At 65.4% G+C, this 24,358-nt stretch carries 25 protein-coding genes; 16 read left to right on the top strand and 9 right to left on the bottom strand.

Annotated elements, in window-relative coordinates; translation table 11 throughout:
- Nucleotides 1–5: 5 nt before the first annotated feature.
- Nucleotides 6–554: an NADAR family protein gene (locus AB0L82_RS30875; RefSeq protein WP_364643956.1), complete on the top strand. Its 549-nt coding sequence runs from the start codon at nt 6–8 to the stop codon at nt 552–554.
- 20 nt (nt 555–574) lie between these two features.
- On the opposite strand, the gene AB0L82_RS30870 is transcribed toward AB0L82_RS30875, so the two are convergent.
- On the bottom strand, nt 575–1,741 hold the full coding sequence (locus tag AB0L82_RS30870; RefSeq protein WP_364643953.1) for an FAD-dependent monooxygenase: 1,167 nt from the start codon (nt 1,739–1,741) through the stop codon (nt 575–577).
- 160 nt (nt 1,742–1,901) lie between these two features.
- Here AB0L82_RS30870 and AB0L82_RS30865 point away from each other — a divergent pair, with 160 nt between their 5' ends.
- The gene (locus AB0L82_RS30865) at nt 1,902–2,474 is read left to right on the top strand and encodes a TetR family transcriptional regulator (RefSeq protein ID WP_364643951.1); all 573 of its coding nucleotides are present in this window, start codon (nt 1,902–1,904) and stop codon (nt 2,472–2,474) included.
- 1 nt (nt 2,475) lies between these two features.
- Here AB0L82_RS30865 and AB0L82_RS30860 read toward each other — a convergent pair whose 3' ends face one another.
- Complete coding sequence (locus AB0L82_RS30860) at nt 2,476–3,309, bottom strand: helix-turn-helix transcriptional regulator (protein ID WP_364643948.1); 834 nt, start codon at nt 3,307–3,309, stop codon at nt 2,476–2,478.
- An 86-nt stretch (nt 3,310–3,395) separates the two neighbouring features.
- On the opposite strand from AB0L82_RS30860, the gene AB0L82_RS30855 reads away from it, so the two are divergent.
- Entirely contained in the window at nt 3,396–4,142 is a 747-nt protein-coding gene (locus tag AB0L82_RS30855) for an SDR family oxidoreductase (RefSeq protein WP_364643945.1), read from the top strand.
- 55 nt (nt 4,143–4,197) lie between these two features.
- Here the strand turns inward: AB0L82_RS30855 and AB0L82_RS30850 are convergent, their stop codons facing one another.
- Nucleotides 4,198–4,713 (bottom strand): L,D-transpeptidase, encoded by a 516-nt coding sequence (locus AB0L82_RS30850; RefSeq protein ID WP_364643941.1) that lies wholly within the window; start codon nt 4,711–4,713, stop codon nt 4,198–4,200.
- Between the two features lie 209 nt (nt 4,714–4,922).
- Complete coding sequence (locus tag AB0L82_RS30845) at nt 4,923–5,480, bottom strand: NUDIX hydrolase (RefSeq protein ID WP_364643938.1); 558 nt, start codon at nt 5,478–5,480, stop codon at nt 4,923–4,925.
- A gap of 73 nt (nt 5,481–5,553) precedes the next feature.
- Between AB0L82_RS30845 and AB0L82_RS30840 the strand changes: the two genes are divergently transcribed.
- Both AB0L82_RS30840 and trxA read left to right on the top strand, forming a co-directional pair.
- Entirely contained in the window at nt 5,554–5,928 is a 375-nt protein-coding gene (locus AB0L82_RS30840) for a MerR family DNA-binding transcriptional regulator (protein WP_364643935.1), read from the top strand.
- A 15-nt stretch (nt 5,929–5,943) separates the two neighbouring features.
- Entirely contained in the window at nt 5,944–6,291 is a 348-nt protein-coding gene (gene trxA, locus AB0L82_RS30835; protein ID WP_364643932.1) for a thioredoxin, read from the top strand.
- On the opposite strand, the gene AB0L82_RS30830 is transcribed toward trxA, so the two are convergent.
- On the bottom strand, nt 6,288–7,196 hold the full coding sequence (locus AB0L82_RS30830) for a helix-turn-helix domain-containing protein (RefSeq protein WP_364643928.1): 909 nt from the start codon (nt 7,194–7,196) through the stop codon (nt 6,288–6,290). The two genes, trxA and AB0L82_RS30830, sit on opposite strands and share 4 nt — an antisense overlap.
- Before the next feature lie 286 nt (nt 7,197–7,482).
- Here AB0L82_RS30830 and cysD point away from each other — a divergent pair, with 286 nt between their 5' ends.
- The 6 genes from cysD to AB0L82_RS30800 all read left to right on the top strand — a co-directional run bounded on the left by cysD (nt 7,483) and on the right by AB0L82_RS30800 (nt 14,863).
- Complete coding sequence (gene cysD, locus AB0L82_RS30825; protein WP_364644231.1) at nt 7,483–8,388, top strand: sulfate adenylyltransferase subunit CysD; 906 nt, start codon at nt 7,483–7,485, stop codon at nt 8,386–8,388.
- A complete protein-coding gene (cysC, locus tag AB0L82_RS30820; protein ID WP_364643925.1) occupies nt 8,388–10,274 on the top strand; it encodes an adenylyl-sulfate kinase in 1,887 nt (628 codons plus the stop codon). Before cysD ends, cysC begins: the two co-directional genes overlap by 1 nt.
- A 17-nt stretch (nt 10,275–10,291) precedes the next feature.
- Entirely contained in the window at nt 10,292–11,494 is a 1,203-nt protein-coding gene (locus AB0L82_RS30815; protein ID WP_364643922.1) for a hypothetical protein, read from the top strand.
- Nucleotides 11,491–12,285 carry an SDR family oxidoreductase gene (locus tag AB0L82_RS30810; RefSeq protein WP_364643919.1) on the top strand — a complete coding sequence of 265 codons (795 nt, stop codon included), beginning with the start codon at nt 11,491–11,493 and terminating at the stop codon, nt 12,283–12,285. Before AB0L82_RS30815 ends, AB0L82_RS30810 begins: the two co-directional genes overlap by 4 nt.
- Nucleotides 12,286–12,305: 20 nt before the next feature.
- Nucleotides 12,306–13,439: a sulfotransferase gene (locus AB0L82_RS30805; RefSeq protein WP_364643916.1), complete on the top strand. Its 1,134-nt coding sequence runs from the start codon at nt 12,306–12,308 to the stop codon at nt 13,437–13,439.
- 104 nt (nt 13,440–13,543) lie between these two features.
- Entirely contained in the window at nt 13,544–14,863 is a 1,320-nt protein-coding gene (locus AB0L82_RS30800; RefSeq protein WP_364643913.1) for a TIGR03118 family protein, read from the top strand.
- Nucleotides 14,864–15,289: 426 nt separating this feature from the next.
- Here AB0L82_RS30800 and AB0L82_RS30795 read toward each other — a convergent pair whose 3' ends face one another.
- From AB0L82_RS30795 to AB0L82_RS30785, 3 genes are all read right to left on the bottom strand, one after another.
- Nucleotides 15,290–16,687, bottom strand: a complete 1,398-nt coding sequence (locus tag AB0L82_RS30795; RefSeq protein WP_364643910.1) for a DUF222 domain-containing protein — start codon at nt 16,685–16,687, stop codon at nt 15,290–15,292.
- 259 nt (nt 16,688–16,946) lie between these two features.
- Nucleotides 16,947–17,987 carry a peptidoglycan recognition family protein gene (locus AB0L82_RS30790; protein ID WP_364643907.1) on the bottom strand — a complete coding sequence of 347 codons (1,041 nt, stop codon included), beginning with the start codon at nt 17,985–17,987 and terminating at the stop codon, nt 16,947–16,949.
- 40 nt (nt 17,988–18,027) lie between these two features.
- A complete protein-coding gene (locus AB0L82_RS30785) occupies nt 18,028–18,660 on the bottom strand; it encodes a TetR/AcrR family transcriptional regulator C-terminal domain-containing protein (protein ID WP_364643904.1) in 633 nt (210 codons plus the stop codon).
- A gap of 96 nt (nt 18,661–18,756) precedes the next feature.
- On the opposite strand from AB0L82_RS30785, the gene AB0L82_RS30780 reads away from it, so the two are divergent.
- The 5 genes from AB0L82_RS30780 to AB0L82_RS30760 are packed head-to-tail and all read left to right on the top strand — an operon-like array spanning nt 18,757 to nt 23,835.
- Nucleotides 18,757–19,908, top strand: a complete 1,152-nt coding sequence (locus tag AB0L82_RS30780; RefSeq protein WP_364643901.1) for an acyl-CoA dehydrogenase family protein — start codon at nt 18,757–18,759, stop codon at nt 19,906–19,908.
- A gap of 31 nt (nt 19,909–19,939) precedes the next feature.
- Nucleotides 19,940–20,692 carry a 3-oxoacyl-ACP reductase FabG gene (fabG, locus tag AB0L82_RS30775; protein WP_364643898.1) on the top strand — a complete coding sequence of 251 codons (753 nt, stop codon included), beginning with the start codon at nt 19,940–19,942 and terminating at the stop codon, nt 20,690–20,692.
- A 23-nt stretch (nt 20,693–20,715) separates the two neighbouring features.
- Nucleotides 20,716–21,873, top strand: coding sequence for an acyl-CoA dehydrogenase family protein (locus AB0L82_RS30770; RefSeq protein WP_364643894.1), 1,158 nt, complete (start codon nt 20,716–20,718; stop codon nt 21,871–21,873).
- A gap of 22 nt (nt 21,874–21,895) precedes the next feature.
- Nucleotides 21,896–23,380 (top strand): long-chain fatty acid--CoA ligase, encoded by a 1,485-nt coding sequence (locus AB0L82_RS30765; RefSeq protein ID WP_364643891.1) that lies wholly within the window; start codon nt 21,896–21,898, stop codon nt 23,378–23,380.
- Nucleotides 23,377–23,835 (top strand): MaoC family dehydratase, encoded by a 459-nt coding sequence (locus AB0L82_RS30760; RefSeq protein ID WP_364643888.1) that lies wholly within the window; start codon nt 23,377–23,379, stop codon nt 23,833–23,835. Before AB0L82_RS30765 ends, AB0L82_RS30760 begins: the two co-directional genes overlap by 4 nt.
- Nucleotides 23,836–23,875: 40 nt before the next feature.
- Here AB0L82_RS30760 and AB0L82_RS30755 read toward each other — a convergent pair whose 3' ends face one another.
- A complete protein-coding gene (locus tag AB0L82_RS30755) occupies nt 23,876–24,340 on the bottom strand; it encodes a VOC family protein (protein ID WP_364643885.1) in 465 nt (154 codons plus the stop codon).
- Nucleotides 24,341–24,358: the final 18 nt, after the last annotated feature.

The raw sequence follows: 24,358 nt of genomic DNA, 5'->3' as shown, positions 1-24,358 counted from the left end.
GCTTTGTGGACAGGGCGCAGCTGACAGCTGAGATGGCGGACGGGGCCATACCCGAATTTCTCTACTTCTGGGGGCATACCCGCACCCCGGGGCACGAGGTCGGCAAGTGGGTGCTCAGCCAGTGGTGGCCGGTGGAATTCACCGTCGACGGCCAGACCTACGGCAGCGCCGAACATTTCATGATGGGCGAGAAGGCCCGGCTGTTCGGTGACGAGGAGGTCCGCGCCAAGATCCTGAACAGCGCCACACCCGCCGATGCCAAACGGCTGGGTCGCGAGGTGCGCGGATTCGATCAGGACACCTGGGTGGCGCACCGCTTCGATGTCGTCATGCGCGGCAGTATCGCCAAATTCGGCCAGCATGAACCCTTGCGCGACTTCCTGATTGCCACCGGCGACAAGGTCCTCGTGGAAGCGGCTCCGCGCGACACCATCTGGGGTATCGGCCTGGGAGCCGAAAACCCCGCCGCCGCACACCCTTCCACCTGGCGCGGGGAGAACCTGCTGGGCTTCGCGCTCATGGATGCTCGCGAAGCCCTGGTCTCGGTGGCCTGATCCGGCTCGGGCCGGGTCGGTCAGCGGTTGTCGAGTTCGGCGATGCGGAAGGCCAGCGTGCGGCGCACCGCCGGGATGCGGGTCACCGTGCTGAGCAACAGGTTTCGCAGCTGGCGCGCGGGGGCCGGGCGCAGGGTCGCCATGCGAGTCACCCGATCGGTGAAGGACACGACGCGCAGCGCCACCGGGCGGCGGGTCTGCTCGTAGGTGTCCAGCAGATTCGGCTCGCCGTGCACGGTGCGCGCCAGCACATCACCGAGGAACGCGGCGTCCTGGATGCCGGTGTTCATGCCCTGACCGCCCGCCGGGCTGTGCACGTGGGCGGCATCGCCCGCGAGGAAGACGCGATTCGCGCGGTACTGATCGGCCACGCGGTGGTGCACGCGGAAGCGTGAGCTCCACAGCACCTCGTGCACCTGGACATTCGAAGCCGGGCGGCGAGCGGTCAGGATGGCTTGGACCTCTTGCAGATTCGGCTTCTCGGGTGCGTCGGCCAGGGTGGCCACCACGCGGTAGCGATCGCCCGCCTCATCGGGCAGCGGTGCGATGACGGTGACGCCCTCGGGGGACAGGTGCAGCGCCACCTGATCGCGGGCGTCCGGCCAGGTCATCCGAACATCGGCCAGGACGAACGATTCCGGATAGCTCGCCCCGGTGAAGGCGATGCTCACGGCCTCACGGACCTTACTGTGCATACCGTCCGCGCCGATCACGTAGTCCGCGCGCAGCGAGCCCGCGCCGTCCGGACCCGTGTAGTTCAAGGTCGCGCCGTTCTCGTCCTGGGTGAGGCCGGTGACCTCGTAGGGCCGATGTACGCTGCCGCCCGCCTTTTCCAAGCGCGCCAACAGGATTGCCTCGGTGGTCTCCTGCCCGATCATGAGCGTGTACGGGTACGCCGAAGGCAGCTTGTCGAAAGAGATCTCGACAATGGCGCGCTCACCGTCGCGCATGACGAAGTGCGGCACCACGATTCCGCGTTCACGCATCTCATCGGTGATGCCGAAGCGCTCGAGCACCTCGAGGGTGCGGGCGTGCACGACGGCCGCGCGGGAGGTGTTCGCGCCCTCGGCGAGCCGATCCAGCAGGACCACATCCACGCCCGCGTCGGCGAGTGCAATGCCCGCGGTGAGACCGGCCGGGCCGGCGCCGACGATGGCGACCGTGGTGGTGGCGGGGATGGCGTTCATATCGACTCCTCGATCTTGCCAACATTTGTTGGCCAACATCTGTTGACTAGAACGATATGCCCCGGTCGCGGGTACGTCAACACTTGTTGGCCAACAAATGTTGACCGCTCTGACCGCTCCGATCGTGTGCGCCAACGACTGTTGGCCTACAGTTGTTGGCATGACCGCAGCACCCGCCCCGCGCCGCTCCGACGCCACCCGCGCCGCCATCCTGGATGCCGCGCGCCGCAGATTCGCCGAGGACGGCGTCCGCAAGGCCACCATTCGCGCCATCGCCGCCGACGCGGGCATCGACCCGTCCATGGTCATGCGCTACTACGGCAGTAAGGAGGGCCTGTTCGCCGCCGCCGTGGACGTGCGCCTGGAACTCCCGGATCTCGCCGCGGTGCCCGAGGATTCGCTCGGTGAGCTGCTGGTGCGCCGGTTCCTGGAGATCTGGGAGGTGCCGCCGGGCAACGAGGTCATGCTCACCCTGCTGCGCTCGGCCGTCACCGATGACTCCGTCACCGAGCGGGTGCGGCAGATCTTCGCCGAACAGGTCATGCCCGCCGTACTGCGCGTCGGCGAGCCCGCCGACGCGCCCCGCCGCGCCGGGCTGATCGTCACCCAGATGCTGGGCATCGCCCTATGCCGCTACGTCCTGCGCATCCCCCCGGTGCTGGCGCTCACCCCCGACCAGCTCATCGCCGATATCGGCCCCACCATCCAGCGCTATCTGACCTCGACTCCCTGAGTCACTGACTGGGGCGGGATTCCGTTGCGAGAGCACGGAATACGGCGGCGGTGCGGGTGCCGGGGGTGGCGCAGTAGACGATGATCCGCTGATCGGTATCGGAGACGTGCAGCACCTGGCATTCGAATTCGAGCAGCCCCAGGTCGGGATGATCGATGCTCTTGTTGTGCCCGCGCCGCACCTCGACATCGTGTGAGTTCCACATATCGGCGAAACGCGGTGCGGTACCGAGTAATTCGGTGACCAGCCGGGCCAGCGCCGGATTGCCGGGATACCGCGCGTAGGCGGCGCGCAGATCGGCGACGGTGGAGCGGGCGAAGCGTCGGGTGGACTCGTCCGACCATTGCGGATGGTCCCCGGCCTGCAGGAACATCCAGCGCACCATATTGCGCTCATGGTCCGGATGGTCGTCCAGATCGCCGATGAACGGTATCGCACAGCGATTCCAAGCCAGGATCTCGTAGGTGGCGTCGACCACGTACGCGGGGGAGCCGAGCGTATCGAGCATGATCCGGACCGACTGCGGCACAGTGCGATTGGGGCCGCCGCTGATCGGCGGATGCTCCCCGGCCAGCCGGAACATGTACTCGCGCTCATCGACGGTCAGCATGAGCGCCCGCGCCAGTGCGGAGAGCACCTGCCGCGAGGGTTTCGCCCCGCGCGCCTGCTCCATGCGGATGTAGTAGTCCACCGAGATCCCCGCCAATTGCGCGACCTCCTGGCGGCGCAGTCCGGCCGCGCGGCGGTTGAGACCGTCGGGCAGGCCGACATCGCTGGGCCGCAGGCGATTCCGCCGCGTCCGCAGGAATTCGGCCAGTGCGCTTCGATCCGCCATAGTCCCGAGTGTCCTCCTTCGCGGGTCGCACTGGGTGGTACAACTTGGTCCTCCCGCCGCCACCGTCGGGGCACGATGCTTGGTCCATGACCACAGCACTCATCACCGGAGCCAATAAGGGCATCGGATTCGAAACCGCCCGCCAGCTCGCCGCTCGCGGCATCACCGTCCTACTCGGGGCTCGCGATAAGGATCTCGGCCAGGCCGCCGCGGACGCGTTGAAAGCCGAAGGCGCACAGGCGCATTTCGTTCAGCTCGACGTCACCGACGAGGACTCCATCGCCCGCGCCGCCGAATGGATCGATTCCGAATTCGGCAGCCTGGACATTCTGATCAACAATGCCGGGATCACCGGCGGTATGGATCGGGACGGGAAACCGTCCTCCACCTCGCTCGCGAATCTGCGGCGCGTCTACGACACCAATGTGTTCGGCGTCGTCGCGGTCATCAACGCGCTGCTCCCGCTGCTGCGCCGGGCCGAGGCCGCGCGCATCGTGAATGTCTCCAGCGAAGTCGGCTCGCTGGAGATGATGCTGAATCCGGAGGGCCCGATGTGGCAGATGGCGTCCATTCCGTATCCGTCGTCGAAGACGGCGCTGAATATGGTCACCGCCATGTACGCCAAGGAACTGTGGGAGACCCCCATCAAGGTCAATGCCGCCAACCCGGGCTACTGCGCCACCGATCTGAACCACAACACCGGTTTCCGGTCCGCCGCGCAGGGGGCCGAACCGTCCGTCTACCTGGCCACCCTCCCAGCGGACGGCCCGTCCGGACAGCTCTGGGGTTTCCTGTGGGGTTCGGATGTCGAATACGGCCGACTGCCTTGGTAATCGAAAAAGGCACCCATGGCGGACCTGCCGCCATGAGTGCCCGGTAGAGCGGAAACTAGCGGACGACCTCGATGATGTCGCCATTGGAAACCCAGCGGTACAGGGTTTCCGCGCCCTCGGGAGTCATCCGGATGCATCCGTGCGACTTCTCTTCGATCGGGCCGATATGGGTGGCGATATCACCGTTGAAGAACACGGCCCACTTCATCTCGGCATTGTGCATGGTCGACCAGTGGTATTCCTTCTTGGACGCCACGTGGAAGACGCCGGGGGGAGTCTCGAATCCCGGGCGGCCGTGCGAAATGGGGGTCGGGCCGTAGATGACCTTGCCGTTCTCCATGAGCCAGGCCTCGTTCTCGGACAGGCTCATACACACGCGGGCGCCCGCGGTGGTGCAGGGCGCGACCACCGGCGCGGGGGCCGGCGGTTGAATAATGGCGGGGACGCCGGGGACATCGGGGCCGCCGGGCCATAGCGGTTCGGCCTGGGCGGTACCCGACAGGGCGAGACTCGCCGAGGCCAGACCGGTGAGGATCCCGGCCGTGCGATTACGGATTTGCTTGCCGCTCATGACGTTCCAACCTCGCTCATCCAGGGCGCAGCGCTGTACGCCGGTGGTTCGAGACCACCATTTTGGTCATGCACAGGAACTATCAGTGCATCTTATAAGTGCAAAGCGAGGATTCGTGCCGAATCGCCACGCTGGAGAATCGGCGTGTACACCGCAAAACGGATACGGTCCCGCTCACCGGCGGTTCCGAACCCGCGTCGACGACCTGATCAAGCATGCGGGGGAGTCGGCGTAGCGCTCTTGCGCTCATGCAGTAGCAGCAGCAGATAGGCTGCCATGCAGTGCGAATCGACGATCACGTTCTCGGCGATCATCGATTCCAGCTCATCGCGGGTGAACCAGGCCGCGCGCATATCCTGTTCGGTCGCCTCGCGTTCATGCTCGCCCTCGGTCAATCCGGTGGCGAGCACGACGTGGCCGTAGTGGTTGGCGGTCGCGGGCGCGGCCGCGAATTTGCCGAGGAATTCCAGCTTCTCGGCCCGCAATCCCGTCTCCTCGCGCAGTTCCTGGCGCGCCACCGCGATCGGATCGAAGCCGGTCGCATCCGGCACCGAACCGCCCGGAAACTCCCAGCAGCGCTGCCGCAGTGGATATCTGAACTGCTCCACCAGATGGAACCGCGCACCGTCGAACGGGATGATGAGCGCGAAATCGCCCTTGTCGATATGCGAGTAGATCCCCTGCTGCCCGTTGTCATGCCGAACGACGTCCTCGCGCAGCGTCATCCATCGATTCGAGTAGATCTCCCGTGAACTGATCCCTTCCATCCCTCGATCTTGGCCCATCTCGCCGTCCCGGGGGTTGACCTTGCCCCTAGGGGCAGCATTTACATTCGGTGGCATGAGGATCGGCGAACTGGCCCGGCTGGCGGAAGTCAGCCCGAAGGCGATCAGGCGATACGAGGCCCTGGGCCTGGTGGCCCCGGCCCGCCAGGCCAACGGCTATCGCGAATACGACGAGGACACCGTCCGTGCCGTCGCCGAGATCCGCAGTTTGAATCTGCTCGGCATTCCGGTCGAGGAAACCCGGCCCTTCCTCGAATGCCTGGCCTCCGGCGGTGAGCACGTCGACGATTGCCCGGCCTCGCTGGCCGAATACCGCCGCGCCATCGCGGACCTGACCGCGCAGATCGATGAATTGACCGCGCGCCGCGACGGTCTCATCAGCCGGTTACAGGACGCCGCCCATCGCAATGCCGACCCCAGCCCGTTCTGAATCGAAGGAAATCGTATGTCGCAGTCGCACACCGCAACCGGAATCATCGACGTCACCGATAAGACGTTCGAGCATGAGGTGCTCGCTCGGCCGGGGCTGGTACTGGTGGATTTCTGGGCAGAATGGTGCCCGCCGTGCCGGATGATCGCGCCGGTGCTGGACGTCATCGCGCGCGAGCGGGCGGACAGCATCACGATCTGCAAGTTGAATCATGACGAAAACCTCGGCACCGTAAGGGATTACCAGATCATGTCGTTGCCGACGCTCTTGCTGTTCCGGGATGGGGAACTGGTGCGGACCATCATCGGGGCGCAGTCGAAGACCAAGCTGCTGGCCGCGATCGACGCCGCTGCCGGTAGTTAGTGGCGTAGGGCGGCTGTCACCGAGTTGGCCGCTGTGATTGCGGCCTCGGCCAATGCGGTCAATTGTGCTGCGGGGAGTTGGGAGTCGGGGCAGACCACCAGGGAGGCGACCACGTCGCCGTCCGCTCCGAAGATCGGGGCGGCCACCGAGACCACGGCGTTCTGATCGCCGAGCTCGTCGGGGAGGTAGTCGATGGTGATGAGTTCGGTGATCATATCGCTGAGGCGGTGCCGCAGCGGGTCGGTGAGAGGGGAATTGCGCAGGGAGGCAAGGGCTTCCAGCATGGGGGCGGAATCGTCGGCGAGGCGTTCGACCGAATAGCCGCGGGCGCGGATGGCGTCCAGGACGAGTTTGAGGCGTGGCTGGTGGGCCGGTTCGGCGGCCGCCAGCCATGTCGCGCGTGCGGGGGCGGGGGCCCAGGCGATGAATTCGCGGCAGACCGGCGGGGCGAAGGGGATATGGCGGCCCGCGCGCATCCACGGTACCGAGGGGGTGCCGATGACCTCGGTGATGACGATCGAATCGCCTTCGCGCTCGGCCAGGAAGGCGGGCATGCGATGGGTGTCGGCCAGGCGGCGAATCGCTTCCGCCGCCAAGCGCCGCAGCGGGAAGGCCGCCTCCGCGCGGCGTGCCACCGTCATCAATCCCAGGCCCAGGCAGTAGTTGCCGTCCGCATCGCGGATGGTCCAGCCATCGGCGGTGAGCTGGGTCAATACCGCATGCGCGGTGGCCCGGGACATGCCGGTTCCGCGCACGATTCGAGCCAGCGAGAGATGTTCGGCCGGATGCCGGGACAGTAACTCGATCGTCTGCACCACGCGCCGGGTCGGCGGCGAGGCGCTCACCTCATCGGTGCCGCGGGTACCGGCCTCGGATAGCGCTGTGGTGGAGGCGATTTCAGTCAAGTCGTCCTCGGTGGTCGTCGGGTCGGCCGGGCCGCGTGCACTGAGGCCAATCTATCGCGAGTAGTGCGCGGTGGCGGGGTGTGGAGCCCGGCCGAAAACATGCCGGGGTGACGGATGGGCCGCTAATCGGGCGCTGGGTATTGACCGGGACTGGTCGGGCGACCTATCGTCGGTGTCACATAATCGAACAATAGCGTCGAATATTCGACACCGCAAGTCTTTCGGGCAGATACGGCCTTCGGGAAGACGCGGTCGCGAGGATCGACGCGGCGAGTGAGTGAAGCGAATGCGCGCGGGATACGAGTTGTCGCACCTGGACGCCCTGGAGGCGGAGTCGGTGCACATCATCAGGGAGGTGGCCGCCACCTTCGAACGACCGGTGCTGCTGTTCTCCGGCGGTAAGGATTCGGCGGTCATGCTGGAGTTGGCGCGGCGGGCGTTCTGGCCCGCACCGCTGCCGTTCCCGCTGATGCATATCGATACGGGCCGCAATTTCGACGAGGTGATCGACTTCCGCGATCGCACCGTCGAGCGCCTGGGCGCACAGCTGCTGGTCGGCAGCGTGCAGGACGATATCGACGCGGGCCGGGTCACCGAGAAGGCGGGCGAATCCCGTAACCGGCTGCAAACCGCGACCCTGCTGCGCAGTATTCGGGAGCACCGTTTCGACGCCGTCTTCGGCGGCGCGCGGCGCGATGAGGAGAAGGCGCGCGCCAAGGAACGCGTCTTCAGCTTCCGCGATGAATACGGCGCATGGGATCCGCGAGCACAGCGGCCCGAAGTCTGGAGCCTCTACAACGGCCAGCACAGCAAGGGCGAGCACATTCGCGTGTTCCCGCTGTCGAATTGGACCGAACTCGATATCTGGGAGTACATCGAGCGCGCCGAGGTGGCGCTGCCGCCGCTGTACTACGCGCACCGCCGCCTGGTGCTGGAGCGCGACGGAATGCTGTTGGCGGACAACAGGTTCATCGCCCGCAAGCCCGATGAGGAACTCTTCGAGACCAGCGTGCGCTTCCGCACCCTCGGCGATGCCGACTGCACCGGCTGCGTCGAATCCGATGCCGCCACCCCCGGCGCGGTGATCGCCGAAACCGCCGTCACCCGCCTCACCGAACGCGGCGCCACCCGCGCCGATGACCGCATCTCCGAATCCGGCATGGAAGATCGCAAGCGAGAGGGCTACTTCTGATGCGCCGCAACCTTTTACGGCTCGCCACCGCGGGCAGTGTCGACGACGGCAAATCGACCCTCATCGGCCGCCTGCTCTTCGACTCCAAATCGCTGTTCTCCGATCAGCTCGACGCCATCGAACGCGCCAGCCTGGCGCGCGGTAACGGCGGACCGGATCTGTCGCTGGTCACCGACGGTCTGCGCGCCGAACGCGAACAGGGCATCACCATCGATGTCGCGTACCGCTACTTCACCACGCCGCGAAGGAAATTCGTCATCGCGGACACCCCGGGGCATGTGCAGTACACCCGCAATATGGTGACCGGCGCGTCCACCGCGGACCTGGCGCTCATCCTGGTGGACGCGCGCAAGGGCGTCTCGGAGCAGACCCGCCGCCACGCCTTCCTGTCCTCACTGCTGGGTGTGGGCCACCTGGTGCTGTGCGTGAACAAGATGGATCTGGTCGACTGGTCCGAACAGCGATTCGAGGAAATCCGCGAGGAGTTCGCGGATTTCGCCACCAAACTCGATGTCGGCGATCTGAGCTTCCTGCCGCTGTCCGCGCTGCACGGCGACAACGTGGTCGATATGTCCACGCACACACCGTGGTACGCGGGACCGCCGCTGCTGCGTCATCTCGAGGAGGTGCACATCGCCTCCGACCGCAATCTCATCGACGCCAGATTGCCTGTGCAGTATGTGATTCGGCCGCACGGCGAATCACAGCGCAGTTACGCGGGCACCATCGCGGGCGGCATCTTCAAGCCGGGTGACGAAGTGGTGGCACTGCCGTCGGGTCGCACCAGTCACGTGACGGAGATCTGGGGCCCGGGCGGCAGCAAGATCGAAGAAGCCTTCGCGGGTATGGCGGTCTCGCTCACCCTCGATGACGAAATCGATATCGGCCGTGGGGATATGCTCGCGCGGCCCGGCAATCAGCCGCATCAGGATCGCGAGCTGGACGCCATGGTCTGCTGGTTCTCCGATACCGGCACGCTGCGCGCCGGGAACGACTACAGCATTCGCACCGCCACCCAGCACACCAAGGTGCGGGTCACCGAGCTGGACTATCGCCTCGATGTGAACACCCTGCATCGGCAGACCGAGGCGGAAGCGCTGTCGCTCAATGACATCGGGCGCGTCACGCTGCACACCCGGCAGCCGATCATGTTCGATCCGTACCGGGACAATCGCGCCACGGGCAGTTTCATTCTCGTCGACGACAGCACCAATCAGACGGTCGCGGCGGGCATGATCACCGCCCGCACCCCGGGCATCGCCGAGGCGACCAGCGATCGCGGGCACCGCGCCACCGGCCGCCGCCCGCGCGCGAATGTGGTGTGGCACAACTCGGCCGTGGATCGCGGACAGCGGTTGAGCCAGGGTATGACGCTGTGGCTGACCGGGCTGTCCGGCTCCGGAAAGTCCTCCATCGCGGTCGAATTGGAGCGGCAGTTGATCGCCGCCGGTCGCCCGGCCTATCTCCTCGATGGCGATAATCTGCGGCACGGCCTGAACAACAATCTCGGCTTCACCGATGCGGATCGGCGCGAGAATATTCGCCGCGTCGCGGAGGTCGCGTCACTGTTCGCCGATGCGGGCACCATCGCCATCGTCTCGCTGATCAGCCCGTTCCGGGAGCAGCGCCGCGATGCGCGAAAGCTGCACGACGACAAGCGATTGCCGTTCAATGAGATCTTCGTTGACACGCCGATCGAGGAGTGCGAGCTTCGGGATCCGAAGGGTTTGTACAAGCGTGCCCGTTCGGGGGAGCTGCCCGAATTCACCGGCATCTCTTCGCCTTACGAGCGCCCGGAGTACGCCGAACTCACCATTACTCCCGATCAAGGCAACCCAGCCGAGATAGCCCGCCTTATCCGCCGAGAACTAGGCATTCACTCTTGAAAGAAGGCAGACGCCTGATGGACACCCCCAACATCGAACAGGCCGAACTCCCGCTGACCGAGCCCTTCCTGGCCGCGGTCGCCGAGGCCGAGAAGCTCATCGCCGCAGCGGATTTCATCCGTGACGAGCACGACCTCGCCGAGGGCTACGACTATTTGCAGGGCAGTATCGCCGCGGTTCTGCAACTGTCCCGCGCGCACGGCACCTCGCATCCGTATTTCGTGACCTCCACCGGCCCGTACACCAAGATGGGCCTGGATAACCCGGACACGCTGTACTACCACGCGAATGTGGAGCCGACCGGCGAGTACCTGCTCACCGGCGTGCGCGGCAATACCGTCGACCTGAGTTTCCAGGTGCTCAAGGGCGATTACACCGCCACCGACGTCCCCAATGGTGATGACGCCTTCGATGATCGCCGCCTCGATATCGCCGAGGACGGCAGCTACCAGCTGCGATTCGGCCCGCCCAAGGAGAATCCGGAGCCGAACTACTTCGTGCTCGGCGAGGGCGCGTCCATGCTCGCGGTGCGCGAGGTGTACGGCGACTGGGATACCGAGCGCAAGGGCTCGATTCGCATCGAGCGCGTCGACACCATCGGCACCGCCCCGGCCGAACCCGATGTGGCGGGTCTGCGCAAGCGCTACCGCGCCGCCGGTCGCATGCTGCTGACCCGGGTCAACACCTGGTTCAACTTCCCCAAGTGGTTCTATCTGAACCTGCCGGTCAACACCCTGACCGAACCCCGGCTCACCCCGGGCGGTTTGAGCACCCAGTACTCCTCGGTGGGGCATTTCGATCTCGCCGACGATCAGGCGCTCATCATCACGGTGCCGAAATCCGATGCGCCGTACCAGGGCTTCCAGCTCGGCAGCCGCTGGTACATCTCGCTGGATTACAGCAATCACCAGACCAGCCTGAATCACGCTCAGGCACAGGTGGATCCGGACGGCATGATCCGCATGGTCGTCTCCGCGCGGAACCCGGGTGTCACCAACTGGATCGAGACCACCGGCCGCCGCCTGGGCATTCTCCAGTTCCGCTGGCAGCGCGTGGCCCGCCCGATGACCGAGGCGGACGGCCCCGTCATCGAACTGGTGCCCTTCGACAAGGTGGCCGAACGGCTGCCGCACTACGCACACAATCAGATCGACGAGGCGGGCTGGCGCGAACGAATCGCCAACCGCCAGCGCGCTTTCGCGGGAAGGATGCTCGGATGACCCGGCTCAGGACAGGACTGCTCGACGGCAAGGTCGTGGTGATGAGCGGTGTGGGCCCCGGCCTCGGCCGCTCCATCTGCCTCGAAGCCGCCGCGGCCGGTGCCAAGGTCGTGCTCGCGGCCCGCACCGAATCCCGTTTGAAGGAGGTCGCCGACGAGATCGAGGCCGAGGGCGGCGTAAGCCTGAGCGTGCCAACCGATATCACCGATGAGGAGCAGGTGCGGAACCTGCTGGCGCGCACGGTGGAGACGTTCGGCCGGGTCGACGTGCTGGTGAACAACGCGTTCTCGGTGCCGTCCATGAAACCGCTGGCGCGCACCGATTTTCAGCAGATTCGCGATAGCGTCGAACTCACCGTGCTCGGCGGGCTGCGCATGACGCAGACCTTCACCGACGCCCTCGCCGAAACCAAGGGCAATGTCGTCATGATCAATTCGGCGGTGCTGCGGCACTCCGAACCCCGGTACGGCAGCTACAAAGTCGCCAAATCCGCGCTGCTGGCCATGTCGCAAACCCTGGCCACCGAACTCGGTGACAAGGGAATCCGGGTCAACACCGTTGCCCCCGGCTACATTTGGACCGATCAGCTGAAGTGGTACTTCGGCGAGATCGCCAAGAAGTACGGCATCACCGAGGAGCAGGTCTACCAGCAGACAGCGTCCAAAACCGATCTCAAGCGACTGCCGCTGCCCGATGAGATCGCCCAGACCGTGGTGTTCCTGGCCTCGCCGTTCGCCAATGCCATCACCGGCCAGACCATCGACGTCAACTGCGGCGAATACCACGTTTGATGAGCAAGGAGTTACCACCCATGAGCGCACGCACCTCCGTCGGCACCGTCGAGGATCTGCACGCCTCGGCCACCCGGGTCTGCGGCCTCGAAGACTTCGGCGCGGACGATTACCTGGAGGGTTTGAGCACCCTGCTGGAGTCGTATCAGCGCGATGCCGGACTCACCGAGCTCGGCTCCAAGATGAGCCGGTTCTTCCTGCGCGGGGCGCTGGTCGCCCGCGCGCTCAGCGAAGCGTCCTGGAAGGCCAATCCGGCGTATGCCGAAACCCGGGTCACCAGGCCGATTTTCGTGACCGGACTGCCGCGCACCGGCACCACGGCGCTGCATCGGCTGCTGGCCGCGGATCCGGGGCATCAGGCCCTGGAGATGTGGTTGGCGGACTTCCCGCAGCCGCGCCCGCCGCGCGACAGCTGGGCCGACAATCCGATCTACCAGCGCATCGACGCCGGATTCGCGCAGCATCGCATCGAGAATCCGGAATTCATGGGCGTGCACTATATGAGCGCCGCCGATGTCGAGGAGTGCTGGCAGCTGCTGCGCCAGACGGTCAAGTCCATCTCGTACGAGTCGCTGGCCTACCTGCCGACCTACTCGCAGTGGTTGCGCAAGCAGGACTGGACCGACGCCTACCTCCGGCATCGGAAGAACCTGCAGCTCATCGGGCTCGGCGATGAACGGCGCTGGGTGCTCAAGAATCCGAGCCACCTGTTCGCCCTGGACGCGCTCATGGCGGTGTACCCCGATGCGTTGATCATTCAGACCCATCGCGATCCGGTGACCATCGTCGGTTCGTCGTGCAGTCTGTCCGATCAGGCGGCGCGCGGCTGGTCCACCACCTTCGTCGGCGAGACCATCGGCAAGACGCAGTTGGAGCTGTGGTCGCGCGGGCTGCGTGAATTCAACAGCGCCCGTGCGCGATACAACCCGGAACAGTTCCTCGATATCGAATTCGATGAATTGCGGGCCGATCCCATGGGCACCGTCGAAAAGATCTACACGGCTTTCGGCATCGATTTCTCGGACCGGGCGCGCGCGGCCATGGGTTCACTCGATGAGGAGAGCAAGAGCGGTGATCGGAAACCCGTTCACCGGTACTCCCTGGCCGATTACGGACTGACCGAAGACCAGGTCAGGGCGGAGTTCGAAGCCTAGTCACGTCCCCTCGTCCTTCCGGATATGGTTAGCATCACCTAAACCGGCTATGGTTAGCGTCGCCTAACCGTGGAAATGCGGTCTGGACTGGAAGGACGAGGGAATTGCGTAAGAATCTGATGCGGATCTCGGCGCTCGGCGCGGCCATACTGGTCGCCGCCGCGTGCTCGAAGTCCGAGCCCGCCGCCGACAACTACCCGGCTGCACTGGACGGTAATCACTACGCCCAGATCAACCTGGCCGCGGACAAGGACTCGTACAAGGCGCAGTTCACCTACCCGGACATGGTCAACGCCTGGGGCCTGGCCGATCGCCCCAAGGGCGCCGGCGGCCATTTCTGGGTCGGCGGCGGCGGATTCTCCTTCCAGTTCGTCGGTGACGTCACCAAATCCTCGGATCCCAAGTTCCAGAAGCTGTTTCAGGATCCGCTGAAGCTCGTCACGGTTCCCGGTGCGGACTCGGACACCTCCGATAAGAGCGTCGGCAAGACCACCGGCGTCCTCTTCAATCCCGCGCCCATCACCTCGGACCTGTTCGTGGTGAAGGATCAGCCCGTCAGCTATGACGGCAAGGACGAAAAGCTCACCGGCTCCGCGCGTTTCATCTTCGCCACCGATTCCGGCAAGATCTCCGCCTGGACCGAACAGGGCGCGGGCGGTGCGATCGTGCGCCACGACGGCCCGGCCAACACCGTTTTCGACGGTAAGGACAAGGGGATGCAGTTCTTCGGCATCGCCCTCACCCCGTCCGGTGACAAGCTGCTGGCCGCCGACTTCGGCGAGAACCCGCAGATCCGCACCTTCGACAAGAACTGGCAGCTGATCGGCACCACCGGCTACGCCAACCCCTTCGCCACCGGCGACAACCTCGACCCGGCCGATCCGGCCAAGGGTAAGAAGGTCAAGCCCGGCGATCCGGCCCCCTGGAACGTCACCACCATCGGCCAGCGCGTGTTCATCTCGTACGCCACCACCAAGCCCGATGAGGTCGACGCCACCAAAATCGATGTAGGCGAAGAGGATTCCCTCGACAAGGCCGCCGATAAGGCGGCCGCCGGCAAGCCCGGCAAGGGTAAGGTCGCCGAATTCGACGCCACCGGCAAACTGGTTCGCACCATCGACGGCGATGACCGGTTCAACGCCCCCTGGGGTGTCACCATCGCCCCCGATTCCTTCGGCCCCCTCGCCGGAAAGATCCTGGTCGGCAACTTCGGCGGCCTCGGCCACATCGTCGCTATCGACGACAAGACCGGCAAGCCCGTCGACTACCTCCGCAACACCTCCGGCGCGCCCATCGAGATCCCCGGACTCTGGGCTCTGATGTTCGGCAACGGTGAAAGCCTCGGCGACTCCGACGCCCTCTACTTCACCGCAGGCCCCGAAGACGAGAAAGACGGTCTCTTCGGCAGCCTCCGGCTCCAGTAGTAGCCAGCAGTAACTCGAAGGCCCCAAGTCGTTTTCGGCTCGGGGCCTTTTTCTCTGTATGAAAAGATCAAGAACAAAAGACTAAAAGAACAAAAGATAAAAGACGCCCGGACAAGAAAAGAACAAGAACAAAAGACAAAGGCCAACAACAAGAACCAAAACACTTGGGCGGCTTGGTTCTCGAGTCTTGGGAGGTGACCACAGCCAGTCACCCCGTTGGGGACGTGAGGGGCGGCCTGGGTTGCGGGAGAGCAAGTCGGGTACGGCAGGCGAAGTAACCAGCACTGCTTCTTTGTCCGGACTGCGGAAGGGCTGGAACCAGACACCAAAGGCCGGAACCGGATACGGGGCACCCGGATTGAGGTGCGGACATGCCCGTAGGACCGGCAGGAGGGTTCCTGACGGTGGAGACAGGTGGGGTGGAACTTATTGCCTGGCTGGGCACGCCGGGCGAGGCAATACCCAGGGTCGCTGGCGCATCCGGTTCGGCGCGCACGCCCGAGCAGGGCTGACGGGCAGCGGGGCTACCGGGGCGGTGGCCATCAACTCGTCCGGGTGATGCATGTGATTCACCTGCGGGGTCCGGGTCGGGTCGATATGCGCCGGGGCGATCCACGCGGTCCGCCCGGCGAACCGCTCGCCCTTACCGAGTTTGATGGTTGTCCACCCGGTGGGGGTGTCGTTGACCAGGGCGTGGCAGTGATCGCATGCGAGGGTGAGGTTTTCGATGTCGGTGAGGCCGCCTTTGACGAACTCGGTGACATGGTGCACGGCGGCCATGCTGGCGGGTGCGGTGCAGCCGGGTCGGGTGCAGCCGCGTTCGGTGGCGATGAGCGCCATCCGCTGGGCCGGGTTCGCCAGGCGGGCCCGACCGATATGCAGGGGCATGTCCTCGCCGTCGGTGATGACCGAGAAGGTCTTGCTTTTGCGGGCAGCCATTTCCAACGCGACAGCGACAGGAACGGTCCCGCCGGTAGCGGTGGTGGCCACACCCGCAGCGCGTTCGACATCGTGGATGCTCATGGTCACGATCGTGGTGACCGGCAAGCCCCGGTGCACGCCCAGGTGCGCGGGGTGAAAGTCGGGGTGCAGCAGCGCAAACAGGGCATCGTGCTGACGTTGCACGGTGGTGCGCATATCCCGCTTGGCGGCGGCCTTGACGACCTCGGGGTCGAGGTTCTCATCGACCACGAACGGGCTTTCGGGGTCGGCGGGGTTGCACAGACCGGGCTTGGCGAGTTTGGCCAGCACCGCGTCCATGGCGGCACGGGCTTCGGGGGTCAGCACCACGGTCATGGTGGACATCAGATCGAAGCCCTGCGGGCTCAACCGCATGCTGCGCATACGTGCACGATCGGTGTCATCGGTCAGGGTGCCATCAGGGTCCAGATGTCCGAGGATCCGGTCCCCAATCTTGGGCAGCTGGTTCGGGTTCAACGCCCGCGCGTGCCGCGCCAGGTGCTCTTCGGCCAAGGCACGGTCTTCGGCGGTGACCTTGTTGGGCAGGCGGTCCATGACCTGCCGGATGACGCGGACGTGGTCGAGGCCGATCGCGCCTTCCTCTTGCGCGAGCGCGGTGTTCGGCAGTACGGGTGCGGGCACCGAGATGTCGGCGTTGTCCCCGACACGCGGCCAGATCGCGGCTTGTTCGGCGCAGTGCCACCGGTTCAACGCGTCCCCGTGCGAGATCCGCAGGGTGTCTTGCAGAAACAGCGCCACCGAGCCTGCTCCGGCGCGCTTGGGCAGCGATCGCGAGCAGGTCTGCACGACCAGGTCGAGTTTGAGCGCGTCGAGTTTGCGGGTAGCGGTTTCGATCTGCTGCATCAATTCGACAATGTCATTGTCCGACACCGGAATAAGCGGCTGAGAAACAAGGGAGTCGATCGCAGCGGAAAGCGCTGATGCACTCTCCGTGATTGCGACTTTCTCCCCTGAATTCATACCTCTATTCTACTCCCGAGTGGCAAGCTACGAAAGCTCAATTCCATTGTGATTCAACAATATTCAGACAATTGCGCTTTTCATCTAGCGACCATTCTCCCGTTCTGTCCCGGCGCGATACCCCCTGCCGACTGATTCGACTTCACAACTGCGACAGCGCAGTCAGCAGCGGGAGGATAGTGTGCAGGAAATCGCCGGGGCAGGTGGTCTCCCCGCATACCGATTGCCAATCACCGTGACCGGCCACGGCGGGTTTGACGGCGGTGACGCCGTTGGCCGGGTTCACGTATTTGATCTGGGCGAACGGGTTGATGCCCAGCCCGGAGCAGAGGCGGGTCAATACGATGTCGAGGCTGTGGAGTGCGGCTTTGCTGGGCAGGGTGCGGCTGAAATCACCGATCAAGCAGATGCCGATATTTCCCGAATTCGCCCCGCGCACATGGCCCGCCGTGACCACTTCGGCCCCGGGCTTCAGGTCCGTGCCCGGTTTGAAGATGGGTGCGTCGTCGGTGCCGGGGTGGCGGCCGGAGTAGATGACCCCGTTCGGGTCGATCATCAGGTGATAGCCGAGATCGCCCCAGCCCTGACCGTCCGGATCGGGGAGGGCGTGGAAGCGGTAGACGCCGCGAACCGTATCGCGGTAATCGTCGTACTCCTGGCCGGTCGGGATCTGGGTGTGGTGCACCGTGATCACCTGTGCCGGTGCGTATTCCGGCTCGCCCCAGGTCTGCAATGTCTCGTCCGCGCCCCAGCCGGAGCGGGTGACGGCCGGGAACCCCCAGGCGTAGGAGGTCGTCACCGGGGTCTTGAATGGTTGTGCGGTGACCGGGGTGAAAATGCCCGGGAGCGTGACGTTCTCGGCGATCACGTCGACCTTGTCCGCACCGGCCGGGATCGGCACGATCTCGGACAGCTTGCCCGGCCGGTCATCGCGGCCGTGCGCGGTGCGGCGCACCGGAATCGGATCGGTCCACTTACCCGCCACCCGGAAGCGCACCGAGGCGGGCTTGGCGTTCGGCTCGCTATCACGCAGTGCGGTGAAAGCCGCACCCGCGCAATCGGTCCCCTCGGCCGGTGCGGCCCCTGCGCTGCCGCTCGCCCCGAACAGTCCGGCCGCGGTCAGTGCCGCGGTCCCGGTCAACAGTGTGCGGCGATCGATCCGAATATGCTGTGTCACTACCACCCTCGCTCTTTCGTAGATGAATCGTACGAAAGGGCAACGATTATTCCGCGACCCGCGCCGGGAAGCGTGCGGCGAGGCCGTCCACGAACGCGTTCAGCGCCAATTCGAAACTCTCCGAATCGATTTCGTCCGCGCGGGCGCGCAGCAGATGTGCCTGCTCCAGATGCGGGTAGCGGTCCCGATAGACCTGCACGTCATCGACGAAACCCCGGGAGAACGATCCGATGGTCGCCCCCATCACCAGATAGCGGGTGGCGGCTCCGATCATGGTGGCCTCACGGGGCGGCCAGCCCGCGCCGACCAGTCCACCATGCACCGCATCGGCGTGGCGCAGATTCTCCTCGCGCTTGCCCGGACCCGCGGCCAGATAGGGCACGAAGTTCGGGTGTGCGACCAGTTCGGCGCGATAGGACCGCGCCCAGGACATGAGCCCGTGCCGCCAATCACCGTGCTCGAATTCGGAGGTGTCGACGCGGCTCATGATGCCCGAGGCGATGTCATCGAGGACATCGTCCTTGGTGGGGTAGTGGCCGTACAGCGAGGCGGCCTGCACGCCCAGTTCGGCGGCCAGTTTGCGCATGGATAGATCGGCCAGGCCGTCGCGGTCGATCAGGGTCAGCGCGGCCTCGCGAATGCGTTCGCGGCTCAGGAGCGGCACCTTCGGTCTGGCCATAGTCGCAAGTTATCACCCGGGTCTTGAAAAACCGAACACCGTTAGGATAGCTTCGGGGTTATAAACCTAACAACGTTTGGTTAGGAGCTATCACAGATGGACTTCGAGCTCGGCGAGGCACAGCGCGAACTTCGCGAGGTCGCCCGCGCCTGGGTGGACAAAGAGGTCGTGCCGTACGCCGCCGCATGGGATCGCGCCGAAGCGGTGGACACCGCCATCGTCGGCAAACTCGGCGATATGGGCTTCCTCGGCATCGAGATTCCCGAGGAGTACGGCGGATCCGGCGGCACCGCCCTGGACTACTGCCTGCTGCTGGAGGAACTCGGGCGCGGCGACAGTTCGGTGCGCGGAATCGTCTCGGTCTCACTGGGTTTGGTCGCCAAATCGATCAAGACCTACGGAAACGAGGAGCAGCGGCGGGAATGGTTGCCGCGCTTGACCTCCGGGCAGGCGATCGGCTGCTTCGCGCTCACCGAACCCGGCACCGGATCCGATGCGGGCAACCTCACCGCCAAAGCCGTTCGGGACGGCGATGATTGGCTCCTCTCCGGCACCAAGATCTTCATCACCAATGGCACCTGGGCCGATGTGGCGATCGTCTTCGCGCGCAGCGGCGGACCGGGCCCCAGGGGCGTGACCGCCTTCCTGGTGCCCACCGACACGCCCGGATTCACCCGCACCGAGATCAAGGGCAAACTCGGATTGCGCGGCCAGGCCACCGCCGAATTCGTGCTCGATCAGGTGCGCGTGCCCGATACCGCCCGACTCGGTGCCGAGGGTCAGGGCTTCAAGATCGCCATGGGCGCACTCGACAAGGGCCGCATGGGCGTGGCCGCCGGATGCGTCGGCGTCGCGCGCGGCTGCCTGGAAGCCGCGGTGAAATACGCCGGGGAACGCGAACAGTTCGGTAAGCCCATCGCCTCCTACCAGCTGGTTCAGGAACTGCTCGCCGATATCGCCGTCGATGTCGAGGCGGCGCGGCTGCTCGCCTGGCGGGTCGCCGACCTGGTGGAGCGCGGGAAACCGTTCGGCACCGAAGCCTCGGTCGCGAAACTGTTCGCCAGTGAGGCCGCGGTGAAGGCCGCCAATAACGCCATTCAGGTGTTCGGCGGCTACGGCTATATCGACGAATACCCGGTCGCCAAATACCTTCGGGACGCTCGCGTGCTCACGCTGTACGAGGGCACCAGCCAGATTCAGAAGCTGCTCATCGGCCGCGCGCTCACCGGTGTCAACGCCTTCAACTGACCACTCACATTCGCTGACAAGGAGTTTCACCATGACTTCGAAGGTTGCATTCGTCACCGGCGCGGCGCGCGGTATCGGCGCGGCCACCGCGACTCGGCTCGCGGCCGACGGATTCACCGTCGTCATCGCCGATTTGGACGAGGCCGCCTGCAAGACCGCCGTCGACGCCATCATCGCGGCCGGCGGTAAGGCCATCGCGGTGGCCTGCAATGTCGCCGACGAAGCCTCGGTCGACGCGGCGTTCGAACGCGTTGTGGCCGAACTGGGTTCGCTCGACGTACTGGTCAACAATGCCGGTGTGCTGCGCGACAATCTGCTGTTCAAGATGTCCGTGGCGGACTGGGACACCGTCATGTCGGTGCATCTGCGCGGTGCGTTCCTGTGCAGCCGGGCGGCGCAGCGGTACATGGTGAAGCAGAAGTCCGGCAAGATCGTGAACACCTCCAGCGTGTCCGCGCTGGGCAGCCGGGGACAGGCCAATTACTCGGCCGCCAAGATGGGGATTCAGGGGTTCACCCGGACGCTGGCCATCGAACTCGGCCCGTACGGGATCAATGTCAACGCCGTCGCGCCCGGATTCATCGTCACCGATATGACCGATGCCACCGCCGCGCGCGTGGGTGTGGATCCGGCCGAATTCCGTAAGGCCGCAGCCGATATCACCCCGCTGCGCCGCGTGGGGCAGCCGGAGGATATCGCCAACGTGGTGTCGTTCCTGGCCTCCGAGGATTCGTCCTTCGTGACCGGCCAGACCATCTACGTCGACGGCGGGCGCAAGCTCTAACGACGCTCGAGAGAGAAATCATCATGCAGAGAACAGTTTTCGACGCCGACCACGAAGCCTTCCGTAAAACGGTGCGCGCCTTCATCGAGTCCGAGGTCGCGCCCGTCTACGACCAGTGGTTCGAGGCCGGGATCGCACCGCGCGAGTTCTATTACAAGCTGGCCGAACTCGGCGTCTTCGGAATCGAGGTGCCGGAGGAATTCGGCGGCGCGGGCATCGAATCCTTCAAGTTCCAGAGCATTCTCATCGAAGAGGCCGCCCGCGCGGCGGTCTCCTTCGGCGGCTCCAGCGTGCACGTGGGGCTGTGCCTGCCGTATCTGAAAATGCTGGCCACCCAGGAACAGAAGGAACGTCTGCTGCCGGGGTTCGTGAGTGGCGAGATCATGTTCGCCATCGCCATGACCGAACCCGGCACCGGCTCCGATCTCGCCGGAATGCACACCACCGCAAAGCTTTCCGAGGACGGCACGCATTACGTGCTGAACGGGTCCAAGACCTTCATCACCGGTGGCGTGCATGCCGACCGGGTGATCGTGTGCGCCCGCACCGACGCCCCGCGCGCCGATGATCGCCGCCACGGAATCTCACTGTTCATGGTGGACACAAAATCCGAGGGCTACACCGTCGGCCGCAAGCTCGACAAGCTGGGCCTGCGGGTGTCCGATACCGCCGAACTCAATTTCACCGATGTGCGGGTGCCGGTCGCGGATCTGCTCGGCGAGGAGAACAAGGGTTTCTCCTACCTCGGCCGGAACCTGCCGCAGGAACGCCTGTCCATCGCCGTCGGCGCGTACGCGCAGGCCAAGGCGGCGGTGCGGTTCGCCAAGGATTACACGCGGCAGCGCAATGTCTTCGGGCAGCCGGTCGCCAGCTTCCAGAACACCAAATTCGAGCTCGCCGCCTGCCAGGCCGAAGTGGACGCCGCCGAAGCCGTGGTGGATCGCGGGCTGGAGGCCCTGGACGCCGGAACGCTCACCGCCGCCGATGCCGCGTCGGCCAAGCTGTTCTGCACCGAGGTGGCGGCCCGTGTGATCGACCGCTGCCTCCAGCTGCACGGCGGCTACGGCTTCATCAACGAATACCCCATCGCCCGCCTCTACGCCGATAACCGGGTCAACCGGATCTACGGCGGCACCAGCGAAGTCATGAAGATGATCATCGCCAAGGACATGGGTCTGTAACTTCAATCTCTCCGAGGTCTCCATGAACGCGACGCTCTCCCTGGCCAGCATCCTCGCCGAACCCGCGCGGCGACGGCCCGATCACATCGCCCTCATCGAAGGGGCACAACGGATTACGTTCGCCGAGCTGTGGCGGCAGGCGCGGGAGCAGGCCGCCGCGCTCATCGAGCTCGGGGTGCGGTCCGGGGATCGGGTCGCGCTCATGGGGCCGAACACCACCGATTTCCCGCGCGCCTACTACGCCATTCTGGCGGCGGGCGCGACCGTGGTGCCGGTGCACCTGCTGCTCACCGCCGATGAAGCCGAATACGTACTGACCGACAGCGGGGCTTCGCTGCTCATCTGCCACGAGCTGGTCGCACCGGTCGGACAGGTCGCGGCCGAGCGTGCGGGAATTCGGTGCGTCGACCCGAAAGAGCTTGTCGGCGAGCCGATTCCGACGTTCGTCTCGCGTGGCCCGCTCGACACCGCGGTGGTGTTCTACACCAGCGGCACCACCGGGCGACCCAAAGGCGCGGAACTCAGTCACCTCAATATGGTCATGTGCGCGACGGTGAACGCCTTCGACGCCAACGACGTGCACCGCGATGACATCGCGCTGGGCGCGCTGCCGCTGTTCCACGTCTTCGGTCAGACGGTGTCCATGAACTCGCACTGGCGGGTCGGAGCCACCCTCGTGCTGCTGCCGAGATTCGATGCGGCGGAAGCGATCCGGCTCATGAACGCCGAGAACGTGAACACCTTCCACGGCGTGCCGACCATGTACATCGGCATGCTGGAAGCCGGGAAGGAATTCGAGACCCTGCCGCATCTGCGGCTGTGCATCAGCGGTGGCGCGGCGCTGCCGCCCTCGGTGCTCGAGGAGTTCGAGCGCGTCTTCGGCTCGTACATCCTGGAGGGCTACGGACTGTCCGAGACCTCACCGACCGCCTCGGTCAATCAGCCCGAACTCGGTCCCGAGGCGGGCACCGTCGGCCATCCGGTCTGGGGCGTCGATGTGGAGATCGCCGATCCGGACGTGCGCGACCGCATCGAACTGCTGCCGCCCGGGACCATCGGCGAGGTCGTGGTGCGCGGTCACAATGTGTTCAGCGGGTACACCGGGCGGCCCGAGGCGACCGCGGAAGCCGTGGTGGACAACTGGTTCCGCACCGGCGACCTCGGCACCAAGGATGACAAGGGCTATCTGCGCATTGTCGACCGCATCAAGGAGATGATCATTCGCGGCGGGTTCAACGTGTACCCGACCGAGGTCGAGGCCGCCCTGCTGCGGCATCCCAAGATCGCCCAGGTCGCCATTATCGGCGTTCCCGATGAGAACTACGGTGAGGAGATCCTGGCCGTGGTCGTGCCCGCCGAACCGGTCACCGCCGATGAGGTGATCGACTATGCCCGTGAGCATGTCGCGCGCTACAAGTATCCGCGCCGGGTCGAATTCCTGGACGCGCTACCGCTCGGCCCCACCCATAAGGTCCTCAAGCGAGAACTGAAGGAGCGCTTCGCATGAGCGTCACCGATTTCGCCGACTTCGATCAACTGCGCGCCGCCGCCGGCACCGAAATCGGTGTCAGCGACTGGTTTCTCATCGATCAGCAGCGCATCGACCGCTTCGCCGAGGCCACCGGCGACCACCAGTGGATTCACGTCGATCCGGAACGGGCGGCGGCCGGACCATACGGCCGCACCATCGCGCACGGATTCCTGACGCTATCCCTGGTCGTGCCGATGACCGCGCAGGTGATGACCTTCAGTGCCGCGCGCATGGCGATCAACTACGGGCTCAACAAGGTTCGCTTCATCACCCCGGTGCCGGTGGGCAGTCGCATTCGCGGCCGCTTCACCCTGAACACCGTCACCGATATCCCCGGCGGCGTCCAGGCCGAGCGCACGGTCACCGTCGAAATCGAGGGTGAGGCCAAACCGGCCTGTGTCGCGGAGAGCATTGCCCGCTACCTGTCCTGAGGTGTGAATCGGTGTGGGAACCCCTCGCTCCCACACCGATTCACCGTGCGGGCAGCCAGGTGTCCGGATCGTCGATCGGGGTGCCGTAGCCGGGGCGGTCGGCGGTATCGGCGGCGTGCTCGGCCCAGGTGTAGATATGCAGTTGCAGGCCGTCGGGATCGTTGAAGACCAGCAGCCAGCCGATACTGGCCTCGATGACGGGGGAGTGCTCGACGCCGTGCGCGTCCAGATGCGCGGCCCAGCGCTCCAGATCGGCGGGACCGCGCGCGCCCAGGCTCACCGGGTCGAAATCCTTGCAGCCCTGTGCGGCGAGGGCGTTCTCGCGCAGGCAAAGCATCGACGCGCCGATACCGGGGAGTTCGCCCGCGGTACCGCGCACCATCCCGTCGTCATCGGTGAACTGCACGGTCGGGCGGAAGCCGAGCACGTCCCGATACCAGCGCACCGAGCGCACCAGATCGGTCACCGGGATCTTGATGTGATGAATGCCTGCCAGTTCGGGCATCGAAGTCACCTTCTCGAA

Source organism: Nocardia sp. NPDC052001, assembly GCF_040680615.1.
Lineage (GTDB): Bacteria > Actinomycetota > Actinomycetes > Mycobacteriales > Mycobacteriaceae > Nocardia.
Note: the sequence above shows the minus strand (reverse complement) of the source record. Positions and strands in the feature narration are given on the sequence as shown.